The 22,951-nt window shown below is 33.1% G+C and carries 17 protein-coding genes; 12 read left to right on the forward strand and 5 right to left on the reverse strand.

Going from position 1 to position 22,951, the window contains the following annotated elements; all coding sequences use genetic code 11:
• Positions 1-45 precede the first annotated feature (45 nt).
• The 7 genes from ACFS5M_RS06355 to ACFS5M_RS06385 all read left to right on the forward strand — a co-directional run bounded on the left by ACFS5M_RS06355 (position 46) and on the right by ACFS5M_RS06385 (position 8,606).
• The gene (locus tag ACFS5M_RS06355) at positions 46-750 is read left to right on the forward strand and encodes a toxin-antitoxin system YwqK family antitoxin (protein ID WP_183486910.1); all 705 of its coding nucleotides are present in this window, start codon (positions 46-48) and stop codon (positions 748-750) included.
• 240 nt (positions 751-990) lie between these two features.
• Positions 991-2,178, forward strand: a complete 1,188-nt coding sequence (gene mnmA, locus ACFS5M_RS06360) for a tRNA 2-thiouridine(34) synthase MnmA (protein ID WP_183486912.1) — start codon at positions 991-993, stop codon at positions 2,176-2,178.
• A 90-nt stretch (positions 2,179-2,268) separates the two neighbouring features.
• Positions 2,269-3,210, forward strand: coding sequence for an NAD(P)H-dependent flavin oxidoreductase (locus tag ACFS5M_RS06365; protein WP_183486914.1), 942 nt, complete (start codon positions 2,269-2,271; stop codon positions 3,208-3,210).
• Positions 3,211-3,250: 40 nt separating this feature from the next.
• On the forward strand, positions 3,251-6,238 hold the full coding sequence (locus ACFS5M_RS06370) for a sulfatase-like hydrolase/transferase (protein WP_183486916.1): 2,988 nt from the start codon (positions 3,251-3,253) through the stop codon (positions 6,236-6,238).
• 80 nt (positions 6,239-6,318) lie between these two features.
• Positions 6,319-7,704 (forward strand): MATE family efflux transporter, encoded by a 1,386-nt coding sequence (locus ACFS5M_RS06375; protein WP_183486918.1) that lies wholly within the window; start codon positions 6,319-6,321, stop codon positions 7,702-7,704.
• Positions 7,691-7,918: a hypothetical protein gene (locus ACFS5M_RS06380; RefSeq protein ID WP_183486920.1), complete on the forward strand. Its 228-nt coding sequence runs from the start codon at positions 7,691-7,693 to the stop codon at positions 7,916-7,918. The genes ACFS5M_RS06375 and ACFS5M_RS06380 overlap by 14 nt, the downstream gene beginning before the upstream one ends.
• Before the next feature lie 124 nt (positions 7,919-8,042).
• On the forward strand, positions 8,043-8,606 hold the full coding sequence (locus tag ACFS5M_RS06385; RefSeq protein WP_183486922.1) for a phosphatase PAP2 family protein: 564 nt from the start codon (positions 8,043-8,045) through the stop codon (positions 8,604-8,606).
• A 53-nt stretch (positions 8,607-8,659) separates the two neighbouring features.
• Here ACFS5M_RS06385 and ACFS5M_RS06390 read toward each other — a convergent pair whose 3' ends face one another.
• A complete protein-coding gene (locus ACFS5M_RS06390; RefSeq protein WP_183486923.1) occupies positions 8,660-9,541 on the reverse strand; it encodes a diacylglycerol/lipid kinase family protein in 882 nt (293 codons plus the stop codon).
• A gap of 131 nt (positions 9,542-9,672) precedes the next feature.
• Here ACFS5M_RS06390 and ACFS5M_RS06395 point away from each other — a divergent pair, with 131 nt between their 5' ends.
• Positions 9,673-10,614 (forward strand): NAD-dependent epimerase/dehydratase family protein, encoded by a 942-nt coding sequence (locus ACFS5M_RS06395; RefSeq protein WP_183486925.1) that lies wholly within the window; start codon positions 9,673-9,675, stop codon positions 10,612-10,614.
• A 1-nt stretch (position 10,615) separates the two neighbouring features.
• Here ACFS5M_RS06395 and meaB read toward each other — a convergent pair whose 3' ends face one another.
• Together meaB and ACFS5M_RS06405 are read right to left on the reverse strand one after the other, a co-directional pair.
• Complete coding sequence (gene meaB / locus ACFS5M_RS06400) at positions 10,616-11,698, reverse strand: methylmalonyl Co-A mutase-associated GTPase MeaB (RefSeq protein ID WP_183486927.1); 1,083 nt, start codon at positions 11,696-11,698, stop codon at positions 10,616-10,618.
• Position 11,699: 1 nt separating this feature from the next.
• Entirely contained in the window at positions 11,700-12,254 is a 555-nt protein-coding gene (locus ACFS5M_RS06405; protein WP_183486929.1) for a DUF2911 domain-containing protein, read from the reverse strand.
• Positions 12,255-12,430: 176 nt separating this feature from the next.
• Here ACFS5M_RS06405 and ACFS5M_RS06410 point away from each other — a divergent pair, with 176 nt between their 5' ends.
• The 4 genes from ACFS5M_RS06410 to ACFS5M_RS06425 all read left to right on the forward strand — a co-directional run bounded on the left by ACFS5M_RS06410 (position 12,431) and on the right by ACFS5M_RS06425 (position 15,840).
• Complete coding sequence (locus ACFS5M_RS06410; protein WP_183486931.1) at positions 12,431-12,982, forward strand: RNA polymerase sigma factor; 552 nt, start codon at positions 12,431-12,433, stop codon at positions 12,980-12,982.
• A complete protein-coding gene (locus ACFS5M_RS06415) occupies positions 12,966-13,532 on the forward strand; it encodes a hypothetical protein (protein WP_183486933.1) in 567 nt (188 codons plus the stop codon). The genes ACFS5M_RS06410 and ACFS5M_RS06415 overlap by 17 nt, the downstream gene beginning before the upstream one ends.
• 14 nt (positions 13,533-13,546) lie before the next feature.
• The gene (locus tag ACFS5M_RS06420) at positions 13,547-15,079 is read left to right on the forward strand and encodes a TipAS antibiotic-recognition domain-containing protein (RefSeq protein WP_183486935.1); all 1,533 of its coding nucleotides are present in this window, start codon (positions 13,547-13,549) and stop codon (positions 15,077-15,079) included.
• Between the two features lie 62 nt (positions 15,080-15,141).
• Positions 15,142-15,840 carry a peptidoglycan DD-metalloendopeptidase family protein gene (locus ACFS5M_RS06425; protein ID WP_183486937.1) on the forward strand — a complete coding sequence of 233 codons (699 nt, stop codon included), beginning with the start codon at positions 15,142-15,144 and terminating at the stop codon, positions 15,838-15,840.
• Here the strand turns inward: ACFS5M_RS06425 and ACFS5M_RS06430 are convergent.
• Positions 15,833-16,660 carry a T9SS type A sorting domain-containing protein gene (locus tag ACFS5M_RS06430; protein WP_183486939.1) on the reverse strand — a complete coding sequence of 276 codons (828 nt, stop codon included), beginning with the start codon at positions 16,658-16,660 and terminating at the stop codon, positions 15,833-15,835. The genes ACFS5M_RS06425 and ACFS5M_RS06430 overlap by 8 nt on opposite strands.
• Before the next feature lie 30 nt (positions 16,661-16,690).
• Positions 16,691-22,894: an HYR domain-containing protein gene (locus ACFS5M_RS06435; protein ID WP_183486941.1), complete on the reverse strand. Its 6,204-nt coding sequence runs from the start codon at positions 22,892-22,894 to the stop codon at positions 16,691-16,693.
• Positions 22,895-22,951 lie beyond the last annotated feature (57 nt).

Below are 22,951 nucleotides of genomic sequence, written 5' to 3' on the forward strand. Positions count from 1 at the left end.
TTTTTGCTATTACAATTTTGATTTAAATATTACGTTATTCAAATTATGAAAAATATACAGTTTCTTATTGTTTGTTTACTTAGCATTTTTGCTTCAGCGCAAACGATTAATCAATTTGATGCTCAAGGCCAACGCCATGGTAAATGGAAAAAACACTATGATAGTACTGAAGTTGTAAGATACGAAGGTGAATTTCTTCATGGTAAAGAAATAGGCGTCTTTAAATACTATAAAAATGTTGATGGAAAAGCTTTATTAGCTGCTACAAAACAATTCAATAAAGATAATGATTTAGCCGAAGTAACCTTTTTTGCATCAACTGGAAAGCTTATAAGTAAAGGCCAGATGAAAGGCAAACTATTCATTGGTACTTGGATTTATTATCAGAATAAAACAGATCATATTTTAAGTAAAGATCAATATAATAATCAAGGGAAACTACATGGTGAACGGTTAGTATATTATGAAGATGGGACTTTAGCCCAAAAAGAAATGTATGATAATGGTAATTTACATGGACCAACAATTTGGTATGCGGAAAATGGAGTGGTTATAAAAGAATATGTTTATGATAAAGGCGAATTACATGGTCCCGCAAAGTATTATAACCAAGCTGGAACGATCGTTTTAGAAGGCCAATACCAACGCGATAGAAAGCATGGTGTCTGGAAATATTATGAAGATGGTAAATTGATAAAAGAAAAAGATTTTACTAGACGGAGTAAAAATCCATATAAGAATAAAAACTAGAGCGTTATAAAGTATAAAGCTCCTTATGAGGATAAGGAGCTTTTTTAAATTTAGATAGTCATTTTATGAATTTGCTATTAATTAATCGAATGGGATTATCTAAATATTAAATGCAAGTTAAATAAATTTGTAATACATTTTTAGGAATTATAATTTTTTCGACGAACGACAAGTGTCACACGCCTATAGATATCCATTAATTTGTAGTATTCAATTTTATTTTATTCGTAAATTTGCAGTATGAAAAGAGTAATAGTCGGACTTTCAGGTGGTGTAGATTCAAGCGTTGCTGCATATTTGTTAAAAGAACAAGGTTATGAGGTGATTGGCTTGTTTATGAAAAACTGGCACGATGATTCTGTAACCATCTCTAATGAATGCCCTTGGTTAGACGATAGTAATGATGCCATGCTTGTTGCAGATAAATTAGGGATTCCCTTTCAAACGGTAGATTTAAGCGAGCAGTATAAAGAACGTATTGTGGACTATATGTTTCATGAATATGAAAAAGGAAGAACTCCAAATCCAGATGTGTTATGTAATCGTGAGATTAAGTTTGATGTCTTTATGAAAATTGCTTTAGACCTAGGCGCAGATTATGTGGCTACAGGACACTATTGCAGAAAAAGAACTATAGAAAAAGAAGGTGAAAACATCTATCAGTTACTGGCTGGAGCAGATGCCAATAAAGATCAATCTTATTTCTTATGTCAGTTGTCACAAGAACAATTAGCAAAGTCTTTATTTCCAATAGGAGAACTAACAAAGCCAGAAGTTAGAGAAATTGCTGCAAAATTAGATTTAATTACAGCAGATAAAAAAGATTCTCAAGGCTTATGCTTTATAGGAAAAGTAAAACTTCCAGACTTTTTACAACAACAATTAAAACCAAAAGAAGGTGTTATTGTTGAAATTCCTGAAAGTAACCAAGTTTATCATAGATCTATTCCGAGATTTAAAAATAAAGAAGATGAACTCGCTTATTTATCAGAAAAAGCAAGCTATTCTATTGCTGATGGAAAAGTAGTAGGGAAGCATCAAGGCGCGCATTATTTTACTAAAGGTCAGCGTAAAGGATTAGGCGTTGGTGGTACTGTAGAACCATTATTTGTTATTGATACAGATGTTAAGGATAATGTGATTTATACTGGACAAGGTAAAGATCATCCTGGTTTATATAAAAAAGTACTTTTTGTTAATCAAGAGGAAATCCATTGGATTCGTGAAGATTTAAAACTTCAAGTTGATGAAAGTATGGACGTTATGGCTAGAATTCGATATCGTCAAGCTTTAGAGAAAGCTACACTTCATCAAGTCGATTCAGGTTTGTATGTTGAGTTTCAAGAGTTGCAATCTGCTATTACTGAAGGTCAGTTTGTGGCTTGGTATCAAGAGGATGAACTTTTAGGCTCTGGAGTGATTTCTTAATTATTTCTAATTTCATTTTCTTACTTTTGAAGCTGTCGCCATTTTCAACGTCCGTAAAAAGGCTTGTCTAAAATCTAAAAATGTATTTGAATGCAAAATAAAATCACTGAACTTTTCAATATTAAATATCCAATCATTCAAGCAGGTATGATATGGAATTCTGGTTGGAGATTAGCTTCAGCATCTAGTAATTCAGGAATTTTAGGGCTTATTGGTGCAGGAAGTATGTATCCTGACGTGTTACGTGAACATATTCAAAAGTGTAAGAATGCAACAAACAACCCTTTTGGGGTGAATGTGCCAATGTTGTATCCTAACATTGAGGAAATCATGAACATAATTGTTGATGAAGGCGTCAAAATTGTGTTTACGTCTGCTGGAAATCCTAAAACGTGGACCAAATGGTTACAAGACAAAGATATTACTGTAGTGCATGTGGTTAGTAGTGTCAAGTTTGCACTCAAGGCTCAAGAGGCTGGAGTAGATGCTGTTGTTGCTGAAGGCTTTGAAGCTGGTGGTCATAATGGACGAGACGAAACAACGACTTTAACCTTAATTCCAATGGTTAAAGAACAATTGCAAATTCCATTGATCGCTGCTGGAGGTATTGCAACAGGTCAGGCCATGTTAGCAGCTATGGTATTAGGTGCAGATGCTGTGCAAGTTGGAAGCAGGTTTGTTGCAAGTACAGAAAGTTCAGCACATCAAGATTTTAAACAAGTTGTTGTAAATGCTAAAGAAGGCGATACTCAACTGACACTAAAAGAACTAGCACCTGTAAGACTCATTAAAAATAAATTTTATAATGAGCTACAAGAACTTTATAAAACATCACCAACACCAGAAGAGTTAAAAGAACTCCTAGGAAGAGCAAGAGCAAAACGCGGTATGTTTGAAGGTGACTTAGAAGATGGTGAACTAGAAATTGGGCAGATTGCGGGACTTATTCATGATATAAAACCAGTCGCTCAAATTGTAACAGATATGTTACAAGAGTTTGAAAAGGCTAAGGGAAGTGTTTCTCTTTTGTAAAACCTAACTTGTCATATAAATAATTCTAAAAATATAATAGATGTTCGAATGGTTTCAAATTGTAGTATTGTTCTTTTTTAGCATCAGTATTCTACTATTAATTTCTCATAAAATATTCCGATTAATTTTTGCTGTTCTTTTTAGTGTATTTATTAGTTTGCAATGTTTTTCAATCTATTTTGGAGGAAGTTTAATTGACTTAAAGTTCTATAAGCACTTGAATTTTAACGATATATTACTGAGTATTCCTTTCCTCTGGAAACAGAGTATTACTTTGCTTATTTTAATACTATTATTCACATTACTCTTTGTTTTTCTTCACAAGAGACTTATTGATAAATCAAAAAAAATAGTTTTAATTCCTTTAGCAATTATTTCACTGGTCTTGATGTCTTTTTCTGATGGTGTTTTTAATAATCTTTTTCAAATCATAAAACTTAATAATGTTAGTGATCAAAGTTTGAATTCATCTTTAGAAGCCTTAAATATTAATCCAAAAGATTATGTGTATTCAGATGCCATCAAAGCTGAAAAAGGTAAGAACATTATCATTATTTCATTGGAGTCTTTTGAGAAAGGGTTTTTAGGCCAAAAATTTAAAAACACCACACCACATTTGCAACGCTTAAAAAACGATTATAGTTTTTTTAGTATGAATCAAGGCGATGGAAGTTATTGGACTTCTGCTTCAATGTACACCTATATTACAGGTGTTCCCATGTTCTTTAAAGGTTTAGGGAATGAGATCTTTCAAAATGCAGTTGAAGCTAAATTAACAGGAATTAGCCATGTATTAGATAAGGCAGGCTATGAACAATTATACCTGTTAGGAAACCCTAAGTTTTCAGGAATGAGCGATTTGCTGAATACCTATAAAATTAACAATTTCCCTCAATCGTATTACAATAAAAAGTACGGCGAAGCATCTTTTGGTTTACACGACTATGATTTGTTTAATGAAGCCAAAGAACAAGTTTTAACACTAAAAGATAATCCTAAACCATTTGCTCTTTATCTGTCAACAATTTCAACGCATTTTCCCAATGGATTCTACGATAAGCGTATGGAAAAACACATTGAAAAAAAGGAATCTGATTTTGAATTTATGGTCGCTTCTGTAGATTATATGTTAAATGATTTTATTCAGTTTTTAGAAACACAAGGGGTTTTAGAGAATACTATATTTTATATTTTTCCAGACCATTTATTAATGGGAGGAAATTCTGAAGTGGTTGACAAAATGGACGAACGAAAACTATTCGTTTTGACTAATGCAGAACGAAAAAAAATAACGAGTAGCAATACAGAACCTATTGAGCAAATTGATTTGCCAAAATTCATTCTAGATGGTGCAGAAATAAAGCATAATGCTAAGTTTTTAGTTGATTTTATTGTTGGTGATAAACAAAAATATATTGAAAATAATGAAGAAAAGTTACTCGCTTTAAATGAAGCGTCTATTCGAGTTGATGGATTTGATGAAGACTTTAAAATTACTTTAAAAAGCTTTTCCGATACACTTCAAACGAATAGCATAAAGCTTAAAAGTCATCATAAGTCTTTAACTTTTGAAACCGACAAGTTTGCGATACAAGACTATAGGTATCACACCTTTATTTTTGATGATCACATGAGAGTTTCTCATAAAAAAAGTAATGGAAAAAACTTTATTTATAGAGCTTTTGAGGATAAAGTAAATGTGTTATTAGATATTGATAGTACAAAAATTAATGTGTTTATTCGAAAAGGTAATGGTATAAGTAAAGCAAAACAATATGCTAGAAATGAAATAGAAATTCTTAAATCAGATTTTGAAGATTTAAAACTTATAGAAGCCTATGGTTTTGAAAGTAAAAAGATGATTGACAATAATTTTTTTAAAATTAATAATGCTGGAGGTACTTTATTTTTAAGTAGCTCACTTCAACCAGAATTAACCTCACTTAAGTTAGACGATGAGGTCTTAAATCATAAAAGAGGATTGAATCTTATAGTCTTAGACAATCCTTATGAGATAGAAAATTATGACACTCATAATGGCGATAAAGTTATTGAGCGATTTATTAATCGAATTAAAAAACTAAAAGCAAATACAAGTGATTTTGTAATTGTTTCAGATAATCCTGTAGGTTTTGATTCTGAGCATCACCAAAATGAATTAAAAGCATTAGGCCTTCCTAAATTAGCGCATATAAGATACCAACAACCTTATATTTGTTATTCAGAAAGTGGTGTGAATATTGAAAATGTTAGCACTAGAACATTGTCAATTCAGGTCAATATTAATAATAATCAAAGCGATGAATTTAAAAATAAATTAAGTCGTTTAAAGAATGATAAAAATCGTTTTATCGCTCATGCTGCAGGAGAAATTGATGGTTTAACTTATACCAATTCGTTAGAAGCATTAGATTTAAATTACGCTAAAGGGTTTAGATTGTTTGAATTAGACATTATTAAAACATCAGATGATAAGTTTGTAGCTGCACACGATTGGAGAAAATGGAATAGAGATAATGGCTTTAAAAAGACAACACCTGTCACTCATGAAACTTTTATGGCTACAAAAATTAAAGATCGTTTTACGCCTTTATCTATGCAAGAAATTAATGATTGGTTTGCACATCATCAAGATGCGATTTTAATAACGGATAAAGTGAATTCTCCTAAAGCATTTGCAGAGTTATTTGTTGATAAAAACCGATTGATAATGGAACTCTTTTCTGTTAAAGCCGTAAAAGAAGCTCGTGAAAATGGAGTCAAGTTTTTGGCAGCGCCAAAAGTTTTTAGAGGGATGAATAGTCATCAAAAATTAAAATTTATTTCTGAAAATAAGATCGATTATATGTCAGTTTCAAGGAAATCGATTAACAATAACAACAAAGCCTTCTATAAAAAATTAAAAAGTCTAGGTGTAAAATTATATGCTTACCACGTTAATTTTGAAAATTGGAAAGATGAAAAATACGTGTTTCTAAATGAAATGGATTTTATTTATGGCTTTTATGCAGATCGTTGGTTCGAATAATATTTATACCAAGCTTTTAAATTTTCAGTAATTTTCTTTTTATACTATGCTAAACTAAATCTAACCATTACTTTTGCCAAATGGTTTTAAGCAACTATACTAAAGAATTTAAATACAATTGGCAACTGGCAGCTCCTGTTATGCTTGGTATGCTTGGTCATACCTTCGTACAGTTTATAGATAATGTTATGGTTGGGCAATTGGGTACAGCAGAATTGGCTGCAGTATCTTTAGGGAATAGTTTTATGTTTATTGCCATGTCTATTGGTATTGGGTTTTCTACAGCGATTACACCTTTAGTGGCTGAAGCTCACACAGCTAAAGATTTTACACAGGGAAAATCGGCATTTAAACACGGATTGTTTTTATGTACCGTTTTAGGTATTACTTTATTCTTGATGGTTTATTTCGCCAAGCCTCTTATGTATTTAATGAAACAACCTATTGAGGTAGTTGAGCTCGCGATTCCTTATTTAGATTTGGTCGCGTTTTCGTTAATTCCCTTAGTTGTTTTTCAAGCCATAAAGCAATTTAGTGATGGTATGTCTATGACACGCTATCCTATGTATGCTACTCTTTTAGCAAATATTGTGAATGTGGTTTTAAACTATGTGCTCATTTTTGGAAAATTCGGTTTTCCTGAGTTAGGGATTGTTGGTGCAGCTTATGGGACTTTAGCGTCACGTTTTGTTATGGTGGTGTATTTATGGTGGTTATTAAAAGGAAAAGAAACGTCTAAGCATTACGTGACTCATATCAAGTTTTTTGTATTAGATAAACTCATGATTAAAAAGCTATTTAGTTTAGGCACACCAAGTGCGATGCAAATGTTTTTTGAAGTGGCTATTTTTACTGCAGCTATTTGGTTAAGCGGATTGTTAGGAAAAAATTCTCAGGCTGCAAATCAAATTGCTTTAAATTTGAGTTCTATGACCTTTATGGTTGCCATGGGTTTAAGTGTGGCCTCTATGATTCGAGTTGGTAATCAGAAAGGATTACAAAACTACAAAGCCTTACGTCGAATAGCTTTTTCTATATTTTTGTTAGGGACCATTTTAGCCGTTGGTTTTGCATTGCTATTTTTTGCGTTTCATAACCAGTTACCAAAATTGTATGTTGATTTAGATGATACTAAGAATTTAATTGATAATACCGAAGTTATTACTATTGCTTCAAAGTTAATGATTGCTGCAGCGATTTTTCAAATTAGTGATAGCCTTCAAGTGGTTGTGCTTGGGGCTTTACGTGGTTTGCAAGATGTGAAAATACCGACTATAATTACATTTATATCGTATTGGCTAGTCGGATTTCCAATAAGTTGGTTTTTAGGAAAAGAAGCAGCTTATGCGAGCTTTGGAATCTGGTTAGGTTTACTCGCAGGATTAACAACTGCTGCAATTTTATTGTATATTCGTTTTAATTATTTGACAAAAAAATTAATTGATTCAAAACATGGAACTTCCTAAATTTATACTTGGCGATAACACAGATTATCCTGATGCAATTTTTGTTATTCACACTGATTTTCCAAGATTTATAATTAATCTTGAAGATGATGAGGTGGAATGGTTAGAAGATTTTGATCAGCACGACCAAAAACAATTAGAGTTAGAAACTGAAGATTTAATCCAGCAAGCCACTCAATTTTATGATAGAGAAGTTTCGAGATATGAGGATTAGTGCGTTAAGGATAGCAGCGATATCCTTTTTAGAAACTGAGCCTGTCGAAGTTTTTAAAAAGATTTAGCGAATAGCCTGACGCTACGTCGCTTTAGCAACGTAGAGGAACGCCAAAAAAAAAGGTATGATAGACACGCTTATAAACCACGACGAAGAACTTTTTTTGTTTTTGAACAATTTAGGGTCGCCAACTTGGGATAATTTATGGTTGCTTATTACCAATAAATTTACATTTATCCCTTTGTATGCTTTACTATTGTTTTTAATCTATAAAAAAATGGGATTAAAAACCATGCTGTTTTCGGTATTGGTCATAGCTCTTATGATTACTTTTACAGATCAAATAACTAACCTTTTTAAACATGGTTTTAAACGTTTGAGACCTTGCAGACAAGAAGGCGTTATGGAGTACATGCGTTTTATTGCAGAGCGTTGTGGTCCTTATGGATTCTTTTCTGGACATTCTTCAAATTCGATGGCAGCTGCTGTATTTTCTGGATTGCTTTTAAGACCTTATTTTAAAAAGCTCATTTTTATTTTACTTTTTTGGAGTGCTATTGTGGCTTATAGTCGGATTTATGTTGGTGTACATTATCCGTTAGATATTTTTTGCGGTATGGTATTTGGCGCATTTTCGGGGTTTATATTCTACAAGCTAATACAGTATTTGCAAGCCAAATATCTATAATTAGAAGTTATAGTTTAGTGGAATGCTTTTTGAAATGCTTGTCTTTAAAGAGGCTAAGCAATAACCAATAAGGCTTTCTCAATGATTGAGATGTGAATTGTGTTACTGTTTATTTTATAGAATTCGCCATCAATTTGAGTTTCAAAAAAATCTTGATATTGAATAGATAGTGTTAACCGTTTAGTCATATATGTTTTTACTTGAGACAGTACATGGTGTTTTTTAAAAAGGATAAGCACGCCAAAAAATAGCGTTTTTAGAAGATTCATTTTTGGAACGACCAAGACATCTAATAAGCCATCCTGTAAAGACGCTTTAGGCGTTAAGCTTACTTTATAACCCAATTCATTTGAGTTAGAGGTGAATATTAAAAATGGGTTGGTGACTATCTGTTGATCGTTAATAGTGATCACTACTTTATTTTTTCCTTTAAAGGATTGCAGTGCTTTTAGGCATGCTTTTATATAACTCGATAGTTTTCTTTGTGCAGAAGCTTCGTAATGTTTAACCACTTGTGCATCAAAACCAATTCCTGTATTACTGAAAAATATTTTGTTGTTAATTTGACCAGCATCGATAGATTTAACATCTTGATTTTTTATAAGTTCTAAGGCTTTATTGATGTCTTTTGGAATATTTAAATTTGAAGCTAATCCGTTGCCAGAACCTGTTGGAATAACACCTAAAATAATAGAGGAATTAATTAAACATGAAGCCACTTCGTTAATCGTACCATCACCACCACAAGCAACAATAATAGAAGCCTTTTCTGCAATAGAGTTTTGAGTAAGTTCTATGGCATGTTTCTTATATTCTGAATGCTTTATTGTGACATGATATGAATCTGCTTCAAGGTGCTTGAGTAAAAAGCCTTTTGTAATCTTGTTCTTTCCTTCGCCAGCAATGGGATTTATAATAAAGTGAATGTTTATCAACTTGTAAATTGTTTAAAACAAATAAGAACCATTTAATGTTTGGCAATTAGTCATTATACAAATATATTCTTTTTTAATCCTTAGGAAATTTTTGCAAAAAAAAATGTTACTTTGTAGTATAATTATTTTGCATGAAAATATTAATAACTGGAGCTGCAGGTTTTATTGGCTCACACACAGCAGAACGTTTTGTAACCTTAGGACATGAGGTCATAGGTATAGATAATTTTTCGCCTTATTACAGTTTAGAGTTGAAACAATTAAACACTAAAGCTTTAACTAATAAAGGTGTTTCTGTAATAAATGCAGATTTGCGTGATGCTGATTTTTCTGAAACTTTGCCTAATGATATCGATTATATTTTTCATTTTGCTGCGCAACCAGGAATATCTAAAACCTCGACGTTTGAAGACTATTTCAGTAATAATATTATTGCCACAAAAAACTTGATTGATTATGCTTTAACTTTAAAAGATTTAAAGTTGTTTGTTAATATAGGAACCTCTTCGATTTATGGTTTAGAGGCTACTTTTCCTGAAAGTATTGCTCCAAAACCTGCGTCTCATTATGGGGTTACCAAATTGGCTGCCGAACAGTTAGTCTTACAAAAGAGTAGAGAACAACATTTTAAAGCCTGCTCTTTGCGTTTGTATTCTGTAATTGGTCCAAGAGAACGTCCAGAAAAAATGTACACTAAATTAATTGCTTGTGCTTTTAATGACGACGCTTTTCCTTTATATGATGGCAGTGCAACACATTTAAGAAGCTTTACTTATGTAGGTGATATTGTTGATGGTGTTGTAAGTGTCGTTGATAATGAAGTCAAAGTTGATGGCGAAATTATTAATCTTGGAACAGAAGTAGAACATACAACGCAAGAAGGTATTGAGGCTGTTGAAGCTGTTATAGGAAAGTCTATAAAAATCAATCATGTTGAAGCTAGAGCAGGAGACCAATTGCGTACGAAAGCGAATATTGATAAAGCAAGAGCGTTACTAAATTACAATCCGCAAACTACATTGATGGATGGTGTAAAATCTCAAGTCGATTGGTATAAAGCCAATTTTTTGTAAACTACTTATTTAAGCTCAATAAATAATCTGCAGCAGCAAAAGGCGTCGTTTTATCGGCTTCAATAAGCTGTATCTGTTTTTGTAATTCTTCTTTTATTTTTGAATCATTAAAGAACGCACCTTTAAGTTGTTCTTCAATAGTTTGAATAAGCCAGAAAGCGTTTTGATCTTTACGCTTCTGATTGAGATAACCGCTTTCTGAAGTTAATACTATATACTCTTCTATAATTTTCCAAATGTCATCAATACCATCGTTATGTAAAGCACTACAGAGTATTACTTTTGGGTTCCATGACGATTCTTTTTTAGGATAGAGGTGAAGCGCTCTATTAAATTCAACTTTGGCGAGCTTGGCCTTTTTAAGATTGTCTCCATCAGCTTTATTAATAGCGATAGCATCAGCCATTTCAATAATACCTCGCTTTATACCTTGCAATTCATCTCCAGCACCAGCAAGTTTTAATAGCAGAAAGAAATCAACCATGCTATGAACAGCAGTTTCACTTTGACCAACACCAACCGTTTCAATAATAATAGTATCAAAACCTGCGGCTTCACAAAGTATAATAGTTTCACGCGTTTTTCTAGCTACACCACCAAGTGATTCGCCTGAAGGTGAAGGACGAATAAAAGCATTTTTATCTTTTACTAAATCTTCCATTCTGGTTTTATCGCCAAGAATACTTCCTTTAGTTAAAGAACTACTTGGGTCGATGGCTAAGACTGCCACTTTTTTATTTTGCGCAGTGAGGTGTTTTCCAAAGGCTTCAATAAAAGTACTTTTTCCTACGCCAGGAACTCCAGTAATTCCAATACGAATAGATTGGTTGGCATGAGGCAAACAGGCTTTTATAATAGTATTTGCCTTTTCTAAATGTGATGTGTTTTTACTTTCAATAAGTGTAATCGCTCGACTTAAAGCTGTTATATTTCCTTTTAAAATCTCTGCGACTAAATCGTTGGCAGTAGGTTGAGATTTTCGTTTTTGCTTAATAGCTTTTATAGACGAGGTATTGGTGGTTTCTTGTTGAGAAACGCCATCTTGCTCTTTTAAAGCGGATTTATGTTTAGATGCTTTTGCCAATTTATTTTAGAGGAACAGCAATTATAGTGTTGTCCCAAGCCATTGTTAAAGATAAGTTATCTGTAGAATTATCAAAACCAATAGTGAATTGTTCTACGGTAGAATCTAATTTTCGAACAGGAACAGATATGCTTACCACATCAAATTCAGGCTCTCTCATTGGTTTCATTTCCATATCAACACCCCAAGAATATTGTTTTGAATTAAACATGACATTCCAAGCTGTATCATTTGGAACCGTCCATAAGGTATATTTACCAGCAGGAAGTGAATCTTTGCCTACTTTTAAAGTTTTATTGGTCTCAAATGTAGTTGCTTCATTAGCTCCAGTTCGCCATACTTGATTATAAGGAACTAAGGCTCCAAAAACTTCACGCTCACGTTTAGATGGTCTATTATAAAACACTTCTAATTCTATATCATCGACTTTAAAGCTTACTGTTTTTTTCGGACTTAAACGTTTACTGAATAGTCCGTCATTTTTATACGAATAGATAGATACAGCAACAAGTGTAATTGCTAATAAGCCTATTATCCATTTTAAAAATCGATTCATTTTTACTATTTATTTTTGAGTATAAAGATACTTTAAAAGTCAGTATCCTAAAAAAGGAAACGTTATTTTATTCCTAATTATTTCTAAAAAAATAAAAAAAAAGAATACCTTTTTGCAACACATCATTTTTTTTATCGTCTTTAAAGAGAACTAACCAAAAAACCAAAAGTAAAAGCGTGTTTCAAACAGAAATTATTGAAAAATGCAAGGCAAACAATCGACTAGCACAAATGCAGTTGTACAACCAGTACTGCAATGGGATGTATATCGTTGCGAATCGATTTGTAAAAGATGCTGCGGAAGCAGAAGATATTGTGCAAGAGGCTTTTATTAAGGCCTTCACTAAACTGCATCAATATAAAGCAGAAGTGACTTTTGGCGCTTGGTTAAAACGTATTGTCGTTAATAAGAGTATAGATTATTTGAAATCTAAAAGGCAACAATTAGTTGCATTAGAAGATGTGCACTTAAAAGTAGTAGATACTCCAAATGATGACAAATGGTTAGTAGATGACGCTGTAACTATTAGTGAAGTTAAAAGCGCTATAAACACTTTACCAGATAAATATAAATATGTTGTGATGCTTTACTTAATTGAAGGCTACGATCATCAAGAAATCTCTGAGATTTTAAGCATCTCTGAAGTGGCATCACGAACACAATTATCTCGAGGGAAACAAAAATTGCAAGAACTATTAAAACACCAAAAAAATGGCACAAGATATTAGAGATTTATTGAGTCAAGACACACAAGATCAAAATAAGCAAATGCCTAAAAATCACGAATCAAGGTTTTTGGACAAGTTGAATACAGCGTTACCTGAACAAAAGAAATCAAGGTATAGTTGGCTTCAAGTAGCAGCAAGTGTTGTGGTTTTAATAGGCTTAAGTTTTGGCGCATTTAAGTATTTTGGGACTACCATCGTCACTGATGATAATGGAACAAATCAGACTATAGTAGCAACTAAAAGCTTAGGTGATGTGTCTCCTGATTTAAAAAAGGTTGAAGATTATTATTTGGCCAATATTAATCTTGAACTTTCAAAGGTGAAACTTACTCCTGAAAACAAAGAGATGTTTGATGGATATGTACAACGCCTTGAAGATTTAAAAAAGGAATACAGTACGTTATCTGTTGAACTCACAAAAAATGGTCCTAATGAACAAACCATAAATGCACTTATTAGCAATTTAAAATTTCGTTTAAACTTATTACATCGATTAAAAGAACAGTTAAAAACCTTAAATAGCCTTGAGGAAACTCAAGACCTTATTTAATAAAAAATATAAAAATGAAAAACTTAGATAATTTTCACCTACACTTAAAGTGTATGAATAGCGTGAACAAAAAATTAAAACTTATCGTTTTAATGCTGTGTGTTACTTTGAGTAGCATGGCTCAGCAAAAACTAGAAAAAGTATCACAATCTATTAATGTGAGTAATGATGTTGTTATTGATTTAAATACGAGTTATACTAATATTGAAATAGAAACTTGGAACAAAGACATCATCGAAATTGAAGCTTATATGGAAAGTGATAAGTTGAGTAAAGAAGAATTACAAAAAGTATTTGATCATTGGAAAGTTCTAGTTGATGGTTCAAAAGCATTAGTCACAATAGAAACAGAAGGGCTTTTAAACTCTTGGTCTAATAATGGAATCGCTCTTTTTGATGAAAATTCTTTAGACGCCTTAAAGGAGTTAGAATTTAAATTAGCCGACATTCCAGAAATACCAATTATTGAAGGCTTAATGGAGTCTTTACATTTAGAAAATATGCCAAAAATACCAAACCTTCCTGATTTACCTGATGGGATGAATAACTTCAATTTTGATTATGATAAGTATAAAAAAGAAGGACAATCGTATTTAGACAAATGGGGAAAAGAGTATGAAGAGAAATATGGTCGAGAATATTCTCAAAAAATGAAAGCTTGGGCTGAAAACTTTGACGAGGAAGAGTGGACAGCTTATGAAAAAAAGATGGAAGCTTGGGGCGAAAAGTTTGGAGAAGAATTTGGAGAGAAATTTGGAAAGGACATGGAAGAATGGGGAGAAGCATTTGGCAAGCGTATGGAAGAATGGGGAGAAAACTTCGAACAACAATTACAAGAAAGTGGTTTTGAAGAAAGTATGGAAGCGTGGGGCGAAGCCTTAGGAAAGCGAATAGAAGAACATTTAGAAGGTCTTAATCATGATGATGAAGATGTAGAAACTATTTTTTCGTCGTCAAGCAAGTCTAATTCTAAGGTTAAAAAGACCATTAAAATTAAGATGCCTAAGAAGGCAAAACTAAAAATGAATGTAAGACATGGTGAATTAAAAATAGCTTCTGTAATTAATAATGCAAAAGCTAATATTTCACATTCAAGTTTAACAGCACAAAGCATTGATGGAAGCCAGACTTCCATCAATGTATCTTATGGAACAGTTAAAATTATAAATTGGAATGCTGGTGAATTAAAACTGAATTATGTAGATCATGCCAAAATTGATTCTTCAAACACATTGGTTTTAAGTTCTAACTCATCAAATGTGAATATTAAAAATGTATTAAATAATGCTATTATTGATGGTAGTTTCGGAGATTTAGTTATTGGTAATATTTCTAATTCCTTTAAAAACATCAACCTAGTTTTAGAAAATAGTGAAGCCAATTTAAAATTGCCTAAAGGAAATTACAGCTTGTTTTACAAAGGCACAAAATCATTTTTTAATGATGAAAACACATCTAGTAAAACTATTAATAATTACCCAAATACAGATAATAACAACCAAACCATTGTTATAAATGCAAAGTACAGCAATGTGGTTGCACAATAGAATTTTAAAAAAGTAGAATATCTCGTTACTTTTATTTCTATTTTTGAGGAAACTCTATTTTAATGCGTTCCGAAGATTTTTCTCATTTCCTAAACAGCATCAGTTTACAACCTCTTCCAGTTTTAGATACTTCCATTTCACTTTCAGAGTACATTCAGATTGACTTATCTGAACATAATACGGAGTTACTTCATTTTAATATTTCGTCTTCTTTAGCATGGCAAAAATATATCAGCAGTTATCTCAAAAAGCATAATAAAACTGTGGCTTATGGAGGTTACTGTGAACAACGTAATATTTATAAAAGAAGTGATTATTTTAATCAGCAAAATAATGACGACGAAAGGAATATTCACTTAGGTATAGACCTATGGATCAAAGAAAATTCGAAGATTTATACACCTTTTGATGCGACTGTACATAGTTTTAAAAATAATTTAAATTTTGGAGATTATGGACCAACTATAATTTTAAAACATTCGATAAATAAAGAAGAGTTTTATACTTTATATGGACATCTAAGTTTGGAGTCTATTACTGAGTTAAAAATTGGTCAGACATTTAAAGCTGGAAACTGTATTGCGACCTTAGGTGATTCTAGTGTGAATGGAGATTACGCACCACATTTGCATTTTCAAATTATTAAAGATTTAGAAGGTAATTTTGGGGATTATCCTGGAGTATGTAGTAAAAAAAATCTGAGCAAGTTTAAAGAAAACTGCCCAGATCCTAACACTATACTAAAACTAAATTTTAATTGACCATTACTTTAAATGTAATACTTTCACTATTTACCGAATCTATCGTTATAAAATACATGCCGTAACTAAGTGTACTTGTGTCTAATTTTATAATAGACTGATGACTATTAAACTCTTTATAATGATGAATTAGTTTTCCATCCATTGTATGAACTTTTACTGCTTCTATTTCGGAAGTGTTAAAACATTTTATATTAAGCACATCATTTACAGGGTTTGGATAAATACTTATATCGTTTAGTGGTTTATCTACGTCTGAAACACTTAAAGTAGAGAATGTAAAACTATCTAAACCTGCTGCAGGATTTGAAAAATAATCTTGAGTCGATGTCTCGTCAATATTAGAATTAAAAAAACTATCTAAAACATTTCCAGCACCTAGAGCGATTGGGTCGTTATTTAATAAAAAGTAAACTTCATCGTCTGTGGGTGAACCCGTTATTGTAAAGCTTACTAAATCTATTTGTTGTCCAGAAGTATGTGAAAATAAGCTTTGTCCTGGAGGTAAATTAAATAGAAATACATCTTTTGTACCATCTCCTAAACCTAAGCCAGAAAGAAACGTAGCGTCATATTGACTAATACTCCATGTCCTTGCTGTTAATAAGCCTGTAGGATTTGTAGCATCTACGTTACCTGTAGGTAAAACTAAAGTGAATCCAATATCTGAAGCATCAGTATTGCCAGAAGAATTAAAATCTGGAATTGCTACAATTTTAAAATCATAGTTGGAAATATGTACAATTCCTAGTTCATAGTTTTGAGCATAAGCAAAAAAAGAACATAAAGTTATTAAGGTTAAAATGTAATTTTTTTTCATGATTAAATGTTTTTTATGTTATGCTAAAATTTAATTTTCAGGGACTGTTGTAGAAATTGTAAAGGTTGATGAGTTGAATCCATTTGCAGGATGTATAAGTACGTTATCCTTAATAATATTACCATCATTATCAGCTCCAGAGAATTTTCCAGAACCATTAAGGTCTAAATCGAAACTCAAATAGCCAGAAGACGTAAATGTTACCGAATTAAAGCTATTACTTGGATCTAAAAGAACACCATCTTTAATTGCATTATTATCATTGTCATTTCCAGAGAACTTTATTTGACTGTTATTATTGGCGTCACCAGCCCAAAGCGCTGTTATTCCTGAACTTAATGTTATTTGAGCATTAGCACCAAAAGTAATTTGATTGATAGAATCGGTGAAATCTATAACTGTAGTCGTTTCAAATAAGCTCATAGCATTTGCAGTCATAATTCCTAAATGATTTCTATGTTTTATAACTACATAATAATTATCTTCAATTTGATTAAAGGCAATGGCAGATAATCCATCTGTAGCTACAATATCACCATCGCGTTGTAATAATGCCGATTGTCCGTCAATAATAGTTGTATTTGCTGAAGCATCTCTTAATTCTACCCAAACCCAATCAACAATATCATCATTAATACTTCCAGTGCCAGAAGTTCCACCATTATCTAAAACTGTTGGATTAAGTGTTGCGGCATCTGTATATGGTGAGGTTGTTGGAATTAAGCTAGCAATCCTTAAATCATCTCGCATAAGAGTTTCTTCACCAATATTAGGGTTTAATGCAGCACCTTGTAAATAGGCTTTAGGTGAAATTAATATTGGACCAGAAATTTGAACTGTAACTGTTTGATCACAAGTTAACGACTCGTTACTTGCTCCATCTATAGCTGTCCAAGTAATTACTGTATCACCAATAGGGAAAGGATCAGTTAACAAGAGCGCATCGTTTCTGACTCCAGAATAAGTAATTGTACTAGAACAATTATCGGTAGCAGTAGGATTTATAATACTTACAATTGTTTCAGTGGTTCCCGTAGGTATATTTTCAACAATATCGTTAGGACAGGTGATTATTGGAAGTTCATCATCAGTAATTGTAATGGTTTGATCACAAGTTAACGAGTCGTTTCCAGAAGCATCAGTAGCCGTCCAAGTAATCACAGTATCACCAACAGGGAAAGGATCTGTAAGTAAAAGTGCATCGTTTCTGACTCCAGAATAAGTTATTGTGCCAGTACAATTATCAGTAGCAGTAGGCTCGACAATAGTTACTGAAAAAGCTCCGCAAAGACCAGAATCAGCAGACTGTGTAATGGTTGAAGGGCATGTAATTATTGGAAGTTCGTCATCAGTAATTGTAATGGTTTGATCACAAGTTAATGAGTCATTTCCAGCAGCATCAGTAGCCGTCCAAGTAATCACAGTATCACCAACAGGGAAAGGATCCGTAAGTAAAAGGGCATCGTTTCTAACTCCAGAATAAGTTATTGTACCAGTACAATTATCTGTAGCAGTAGGCTCGACAATAGTCACTAAAGCATCACAAAGACCAGAATCAGCAGACTGTGCAATGGTTGAAGGGCATGTGATTATTGGGAGTTCATCATCAGTAATTGTAATGGTTTGATCACAAGTTAATGAGTCGTTTCCAGCGGCATCAGTAGCTGTCCAAGTAATTACAGTATCGCCAACAGGAAAAGGATCTGTAAGTAAAAGGGCATCATCTCTAACTCCAGAATAAGTTATTGTGCCAGTACAATTATCAGTAGCAGTAGGCTCGATAATAGTCACTAAAGCATCACAAAGACCAGAATCAGCAGACTGTGTAATGGTTGAAGGACAGGTAATTATTGGAAGTTCATCATCAGTAATTGTAATGATTTGATCGCAAGTTAATGAGTCGTTTCCAGCAGCATCAGTAGCCGTCCAAGTAATCACAGTATCACCAACAGGAAAAGGATCTGTAAGTAAAAGGGCATCGTTTCTGACTCCAGAATAAGTTATTGTGCCAGTACAATTGTCAGTAGCAGTAGGCTCGACAATAGTTACTGAAAAAGCTCCGCAAAGACCAGAATCAGCAGACTGTGTAATGGTTGAAGGACAGGTAATTATTGGAAGTTCGTCATCAGTAATTGTAATGGTTTGATCACAAGTTAATGAGTCGTTTCCAGCAGCATCAGTAGCCGTCCAAGTAATCACAGTATCACCAACAGGGAAAGGATCTGTAAGTAAAAGGGCATCGTTTCTAACTCCAGAATAAGTTATTGTACCAGTACAATTATCTGTAGCAGTAGGCTCGGCAATAGACACTAAAGCTTCACAAAAGCCTAAATCTGCAGTTTGTGTAATGGTTGAAGGACATGTAATTAAAGGCGGTTCTGTATCTTCAAGAACCGTCCATATAAAGTCCTCAGTAGCATCAGTGCTTCCTGGTTTAGAAACAGTTACTGTAACTAAATGTACACCATCATTGCTAGGACCACCTGTAATTGCGCTAGAATCAATAGTTCCAAAAATAAGACCATTTGTAGGTTCGATATCTAATCCGCTAGGTTGTCCACTAATGCTATAAGTAAAGTTTGCCGAAGGATTTCCGCCCATTGCAATGGCTGAAAAATCAGATATTTCTAATTCACAACTATTAATATCTGCAATTGGATCAATAGTAATTTCTGGATAAGCAACAGCTAAAACTTCAATAGCATTCACGATTGGGTTTTCAATATTTCTGAAAAATTCTATTTCTAAAATACCGTCAAAAACCTGAACATTGCTTTGAACCATACCTGCAATTCTGTGACCGTAAGTTGCTGAGGGATCTATATTTTCTATGTATCTAATATTTTCAATATCGACACTAAAGACACGTTCATTTGGTTCTGAAGAGCCATTATAAAGATTAGCAACATAAAAATTTACTATATAATTACCATTAGGAACAGGAATTGAAAAAACCATTTGGTTTGAAGTAATACTAATTCCACGTTCTGAATTCATGACAGACTCATAAGTTGTTTGATCAACATATGGAGGAATTGAAGCATCTCTATTAGAATAATCTAATGGAGGAACCGTATATCTTGATCCAGAAGAAACAGAGTATGATGTTCCAATAAATTGACCATTAGTATTATTAGCCTCCCATTCAGGGCCTCCATCTGTTGCAGCAACTAAAGGTCCACCAGCATTAATTCTAACAATAGGCTCATAAAGATCTGTAATTTCACCTGTTAGGTTAGTTGAAATGGGAGAGTTATTTCCAGAATGTACAATATCAAGCGATGCATTTTTTATACCTAAAATACTATTCGAAATAAAATTTATAGGAATATTTACACTCGATCCTGGATTTACAACTAAAGGAAGACTAACATCGGTTGAAAACAAAGCGGCATCAGTACCTGAAAAATTAAGTGCTGTTATAGTAATAACATCATCTATTGGGCCACCTTCGTTACTCACTTTGAGTGGTTTAGTTCTTAAAGAGTTTTGAGTTGGTGTGAGCCCAAAATCTATAGGATTAGGTTCTATAGTTAAAATCCCATTTTGATTTTCATAAACTTCTATATAATCCCAAGTAGCTGTAAAGGGATTAGTAGAAGACCCTGAAGCATCTCTTGAAGTAGAAATTAAGCTAATCGCCAGACCTTTATTGTCTGTAGCATCTAAAAAATTCAGAGGTAAAGTTATTGGACTTCCTATTACAGTTAATGTTTGTCCATCGTCTATAGAATAAAATGGCTGTGCTGTATTAGCGGAAGGGTCTATACTAAAATATAAGCCAACAGAACCAGCGCTAAGTATATTTGGAACATCATAAGAATTATTTACTGTAACCACTCCATTGTCTTCTAATAACACTTGTAATCCATGTATTGCATCGGCGTTACTCGTTCCGTTCATTAATACTAATTTCAAATAGTTATCCTGATCACCATTTCCAAAACTAATACCATAGGATTGATGGTCTATAGGTTCTGACTGAGAACCGCTAACTCCAAAAAATGGTGATTCTATTTTAGAATGAATAGTAAAAGGGTTAGAATTTGCATCAACATTTAAACCAAATTGAAATCCGTTTTTCTGATTATTTGTAGTAGCATCTCCACCAGTAACTAAATCTACTGTAGCTTTACCTGCAGCACCACCAAACGATAAGTTCTCTTCAATATACTGATTTAAGTAATCTGTAGTTCCAGATGGATCTAACATTAATCCAGTAAAGCCTAAGCCAAATAGACCAGTTCCAGGGTCATTATTCCAAAACGGATAATCGATAGGAAGGTTTGTTGTTAAGCCATTATTAGCATCTAAAGCAAATGCATCGTTAACGTCTAATATGGTGTCGTTATCATCGTCATCGTCATTTAGGTCAGAAATAAAATCACCGTCATTATCATTTGGTTTACTTCCTTGAGAGCAAATATTTGTACCGTTATCAATTTCATCCTGATTTGTAAAACCATCACCATCATTATCAGCATTAGGGTCATAGCCAGGTTCTTCAGGTTGTATACAATCTATACCAGAAGGTTCAAAAATAGTAATATTGTTGGCGCCATAAGTTGCAGCCCATACTGTTCCAGGGAATACCTCAGAATCGCCTTGCGCAATGACATCTAAAGGAATTGCTCCAAATCCGCTAAAAGTAACTTCGTATTCTACAACGTCATCTCCAGCTGCATTTAAAGCATATCGGTTAATATCGCCATTAAATGAAGCCGTTAATAAATTACCTTGCATAACGCCACCAAAATTTGAGGCTGTGTATTCTACAATACCATTTGTAGAAGACGTTCTTGCATCTAAAATATTAACTTTTGTACTTGTCGTTGGTTCGTCTGCTAAGAACTCGCCTAAACGAGGATCATCTGGGAAGTCACCAATAGTAAACGATGAATTAAAATATCCTGAAGTACCTACAAGTAAATTTTGTAAATCATTTGTGCTAGTAGCAACCCATGAACCACTAATTTTCTGATAGGCAATAACCTGAGCTCTAGAAGGGAAAGCAAGTATTGGTATTGGATGACCACCATAATAAGTGCTGTTTGCGTCATTAATGGTGCCTACAAAATGGAGAGGGTCAGATATAAGGCTACTTCCAGATTCATTCATTTCATTTTTCACATAATGATTCAAAGGATCATAAGTCACTGTGCTTTCATCACCTAAGAAATTATCTGTAGCGGTGTCATAAATTTTTGGTACACCTCCCCAAAGTGAATTTCCTCCATTATCTGAAGTATATATTCTTCCGTTTTCCATGATAACAACATCGTAAGCATTTCTAAAACCAGGTGAAAAAATTTGAATTGGACCACCAGCTTCCGGAAAAGCCTGATTTAAACTATTATTTCCACCAAAAGGGTCATTAATATCAATCGTTGCATTATACATTGGATGTCCAACAGGGTATGGAAATTCTGGGTGTGTGTTATCTATATCTAATCGTATAGGATCATTTAAAGTTGGTAAGTCATACTTATAATCTGTATTTGTTCTTGGATCAGTATAAGTAGGCATTCCTTCTAATTGAGTAAGGTTAACAATAAGTATTGAAGCCGATAAAAAATATTCAGGAGTACCTGCAAAATTATTACTAGGAGCGCCTTTGTTTGTATTTCCTCCTTGAGCAATAAGCATGTAAGTATTTCCTGAGCGTTCAAAAATATCCATACCATTAATTGCATGATTTTCTTCGCAGCGAGGAAGTCCTCTAATTAAATCTACTTTATCCCAGTTTGTTCCAGTCCATTCTAACTTCGATAAAATACTGGAGTTTGTATCTAAATTTGTATCACTACCAGCACCACCACCTCCAAATAAGAAATCTGAAGAAGTTACATATAAAATAGGGTTTGTTGGTGTACCTGCGGTTTTAATTCCAGTAATTAAACGTTGTTGAGTCGCATTAGCAATTCCAGTATCATCATGGTTAACGATACCAGTTTGTATTGTCGTTATTTCTTCTGTATTTGTTATAGTATACGTACCATTCCCTAAAGGCGCTGCATCTCTTGTTATGGTATAGGCCCAAATTTTTCCATCCTGTTGAGATACATATAGCCTGTCATCAGGTCCAAATTCTAAAGAAGTAGGGTTTAAAGTGGCTTCGCCAACTAAGCCAGAAGAACCAAAACTTATAGTTTGCGTAAAGCTATTTTGAGAAAAAAAAGCAATCGAAATTAATATAAGTAAAAAATTACGTTTAATTTTTGGGTAAAACATCATATTATCTTTTTTCGGATTCTATTATTGCGCTATTAATCGAAAAAAAATCTAGTAGGA

It is taken from the genome of Lacinutrix iliipiscaria (assembly GCF_042686125.1).
Taxonomy (GTDB): domain Bacteria; phylum Bacteroidota; class Bacteroidia; order Flavobacteriales; family Flavobacteriaceae; genus Oceanihabitans; species Oceanihabitans iliipiscarium.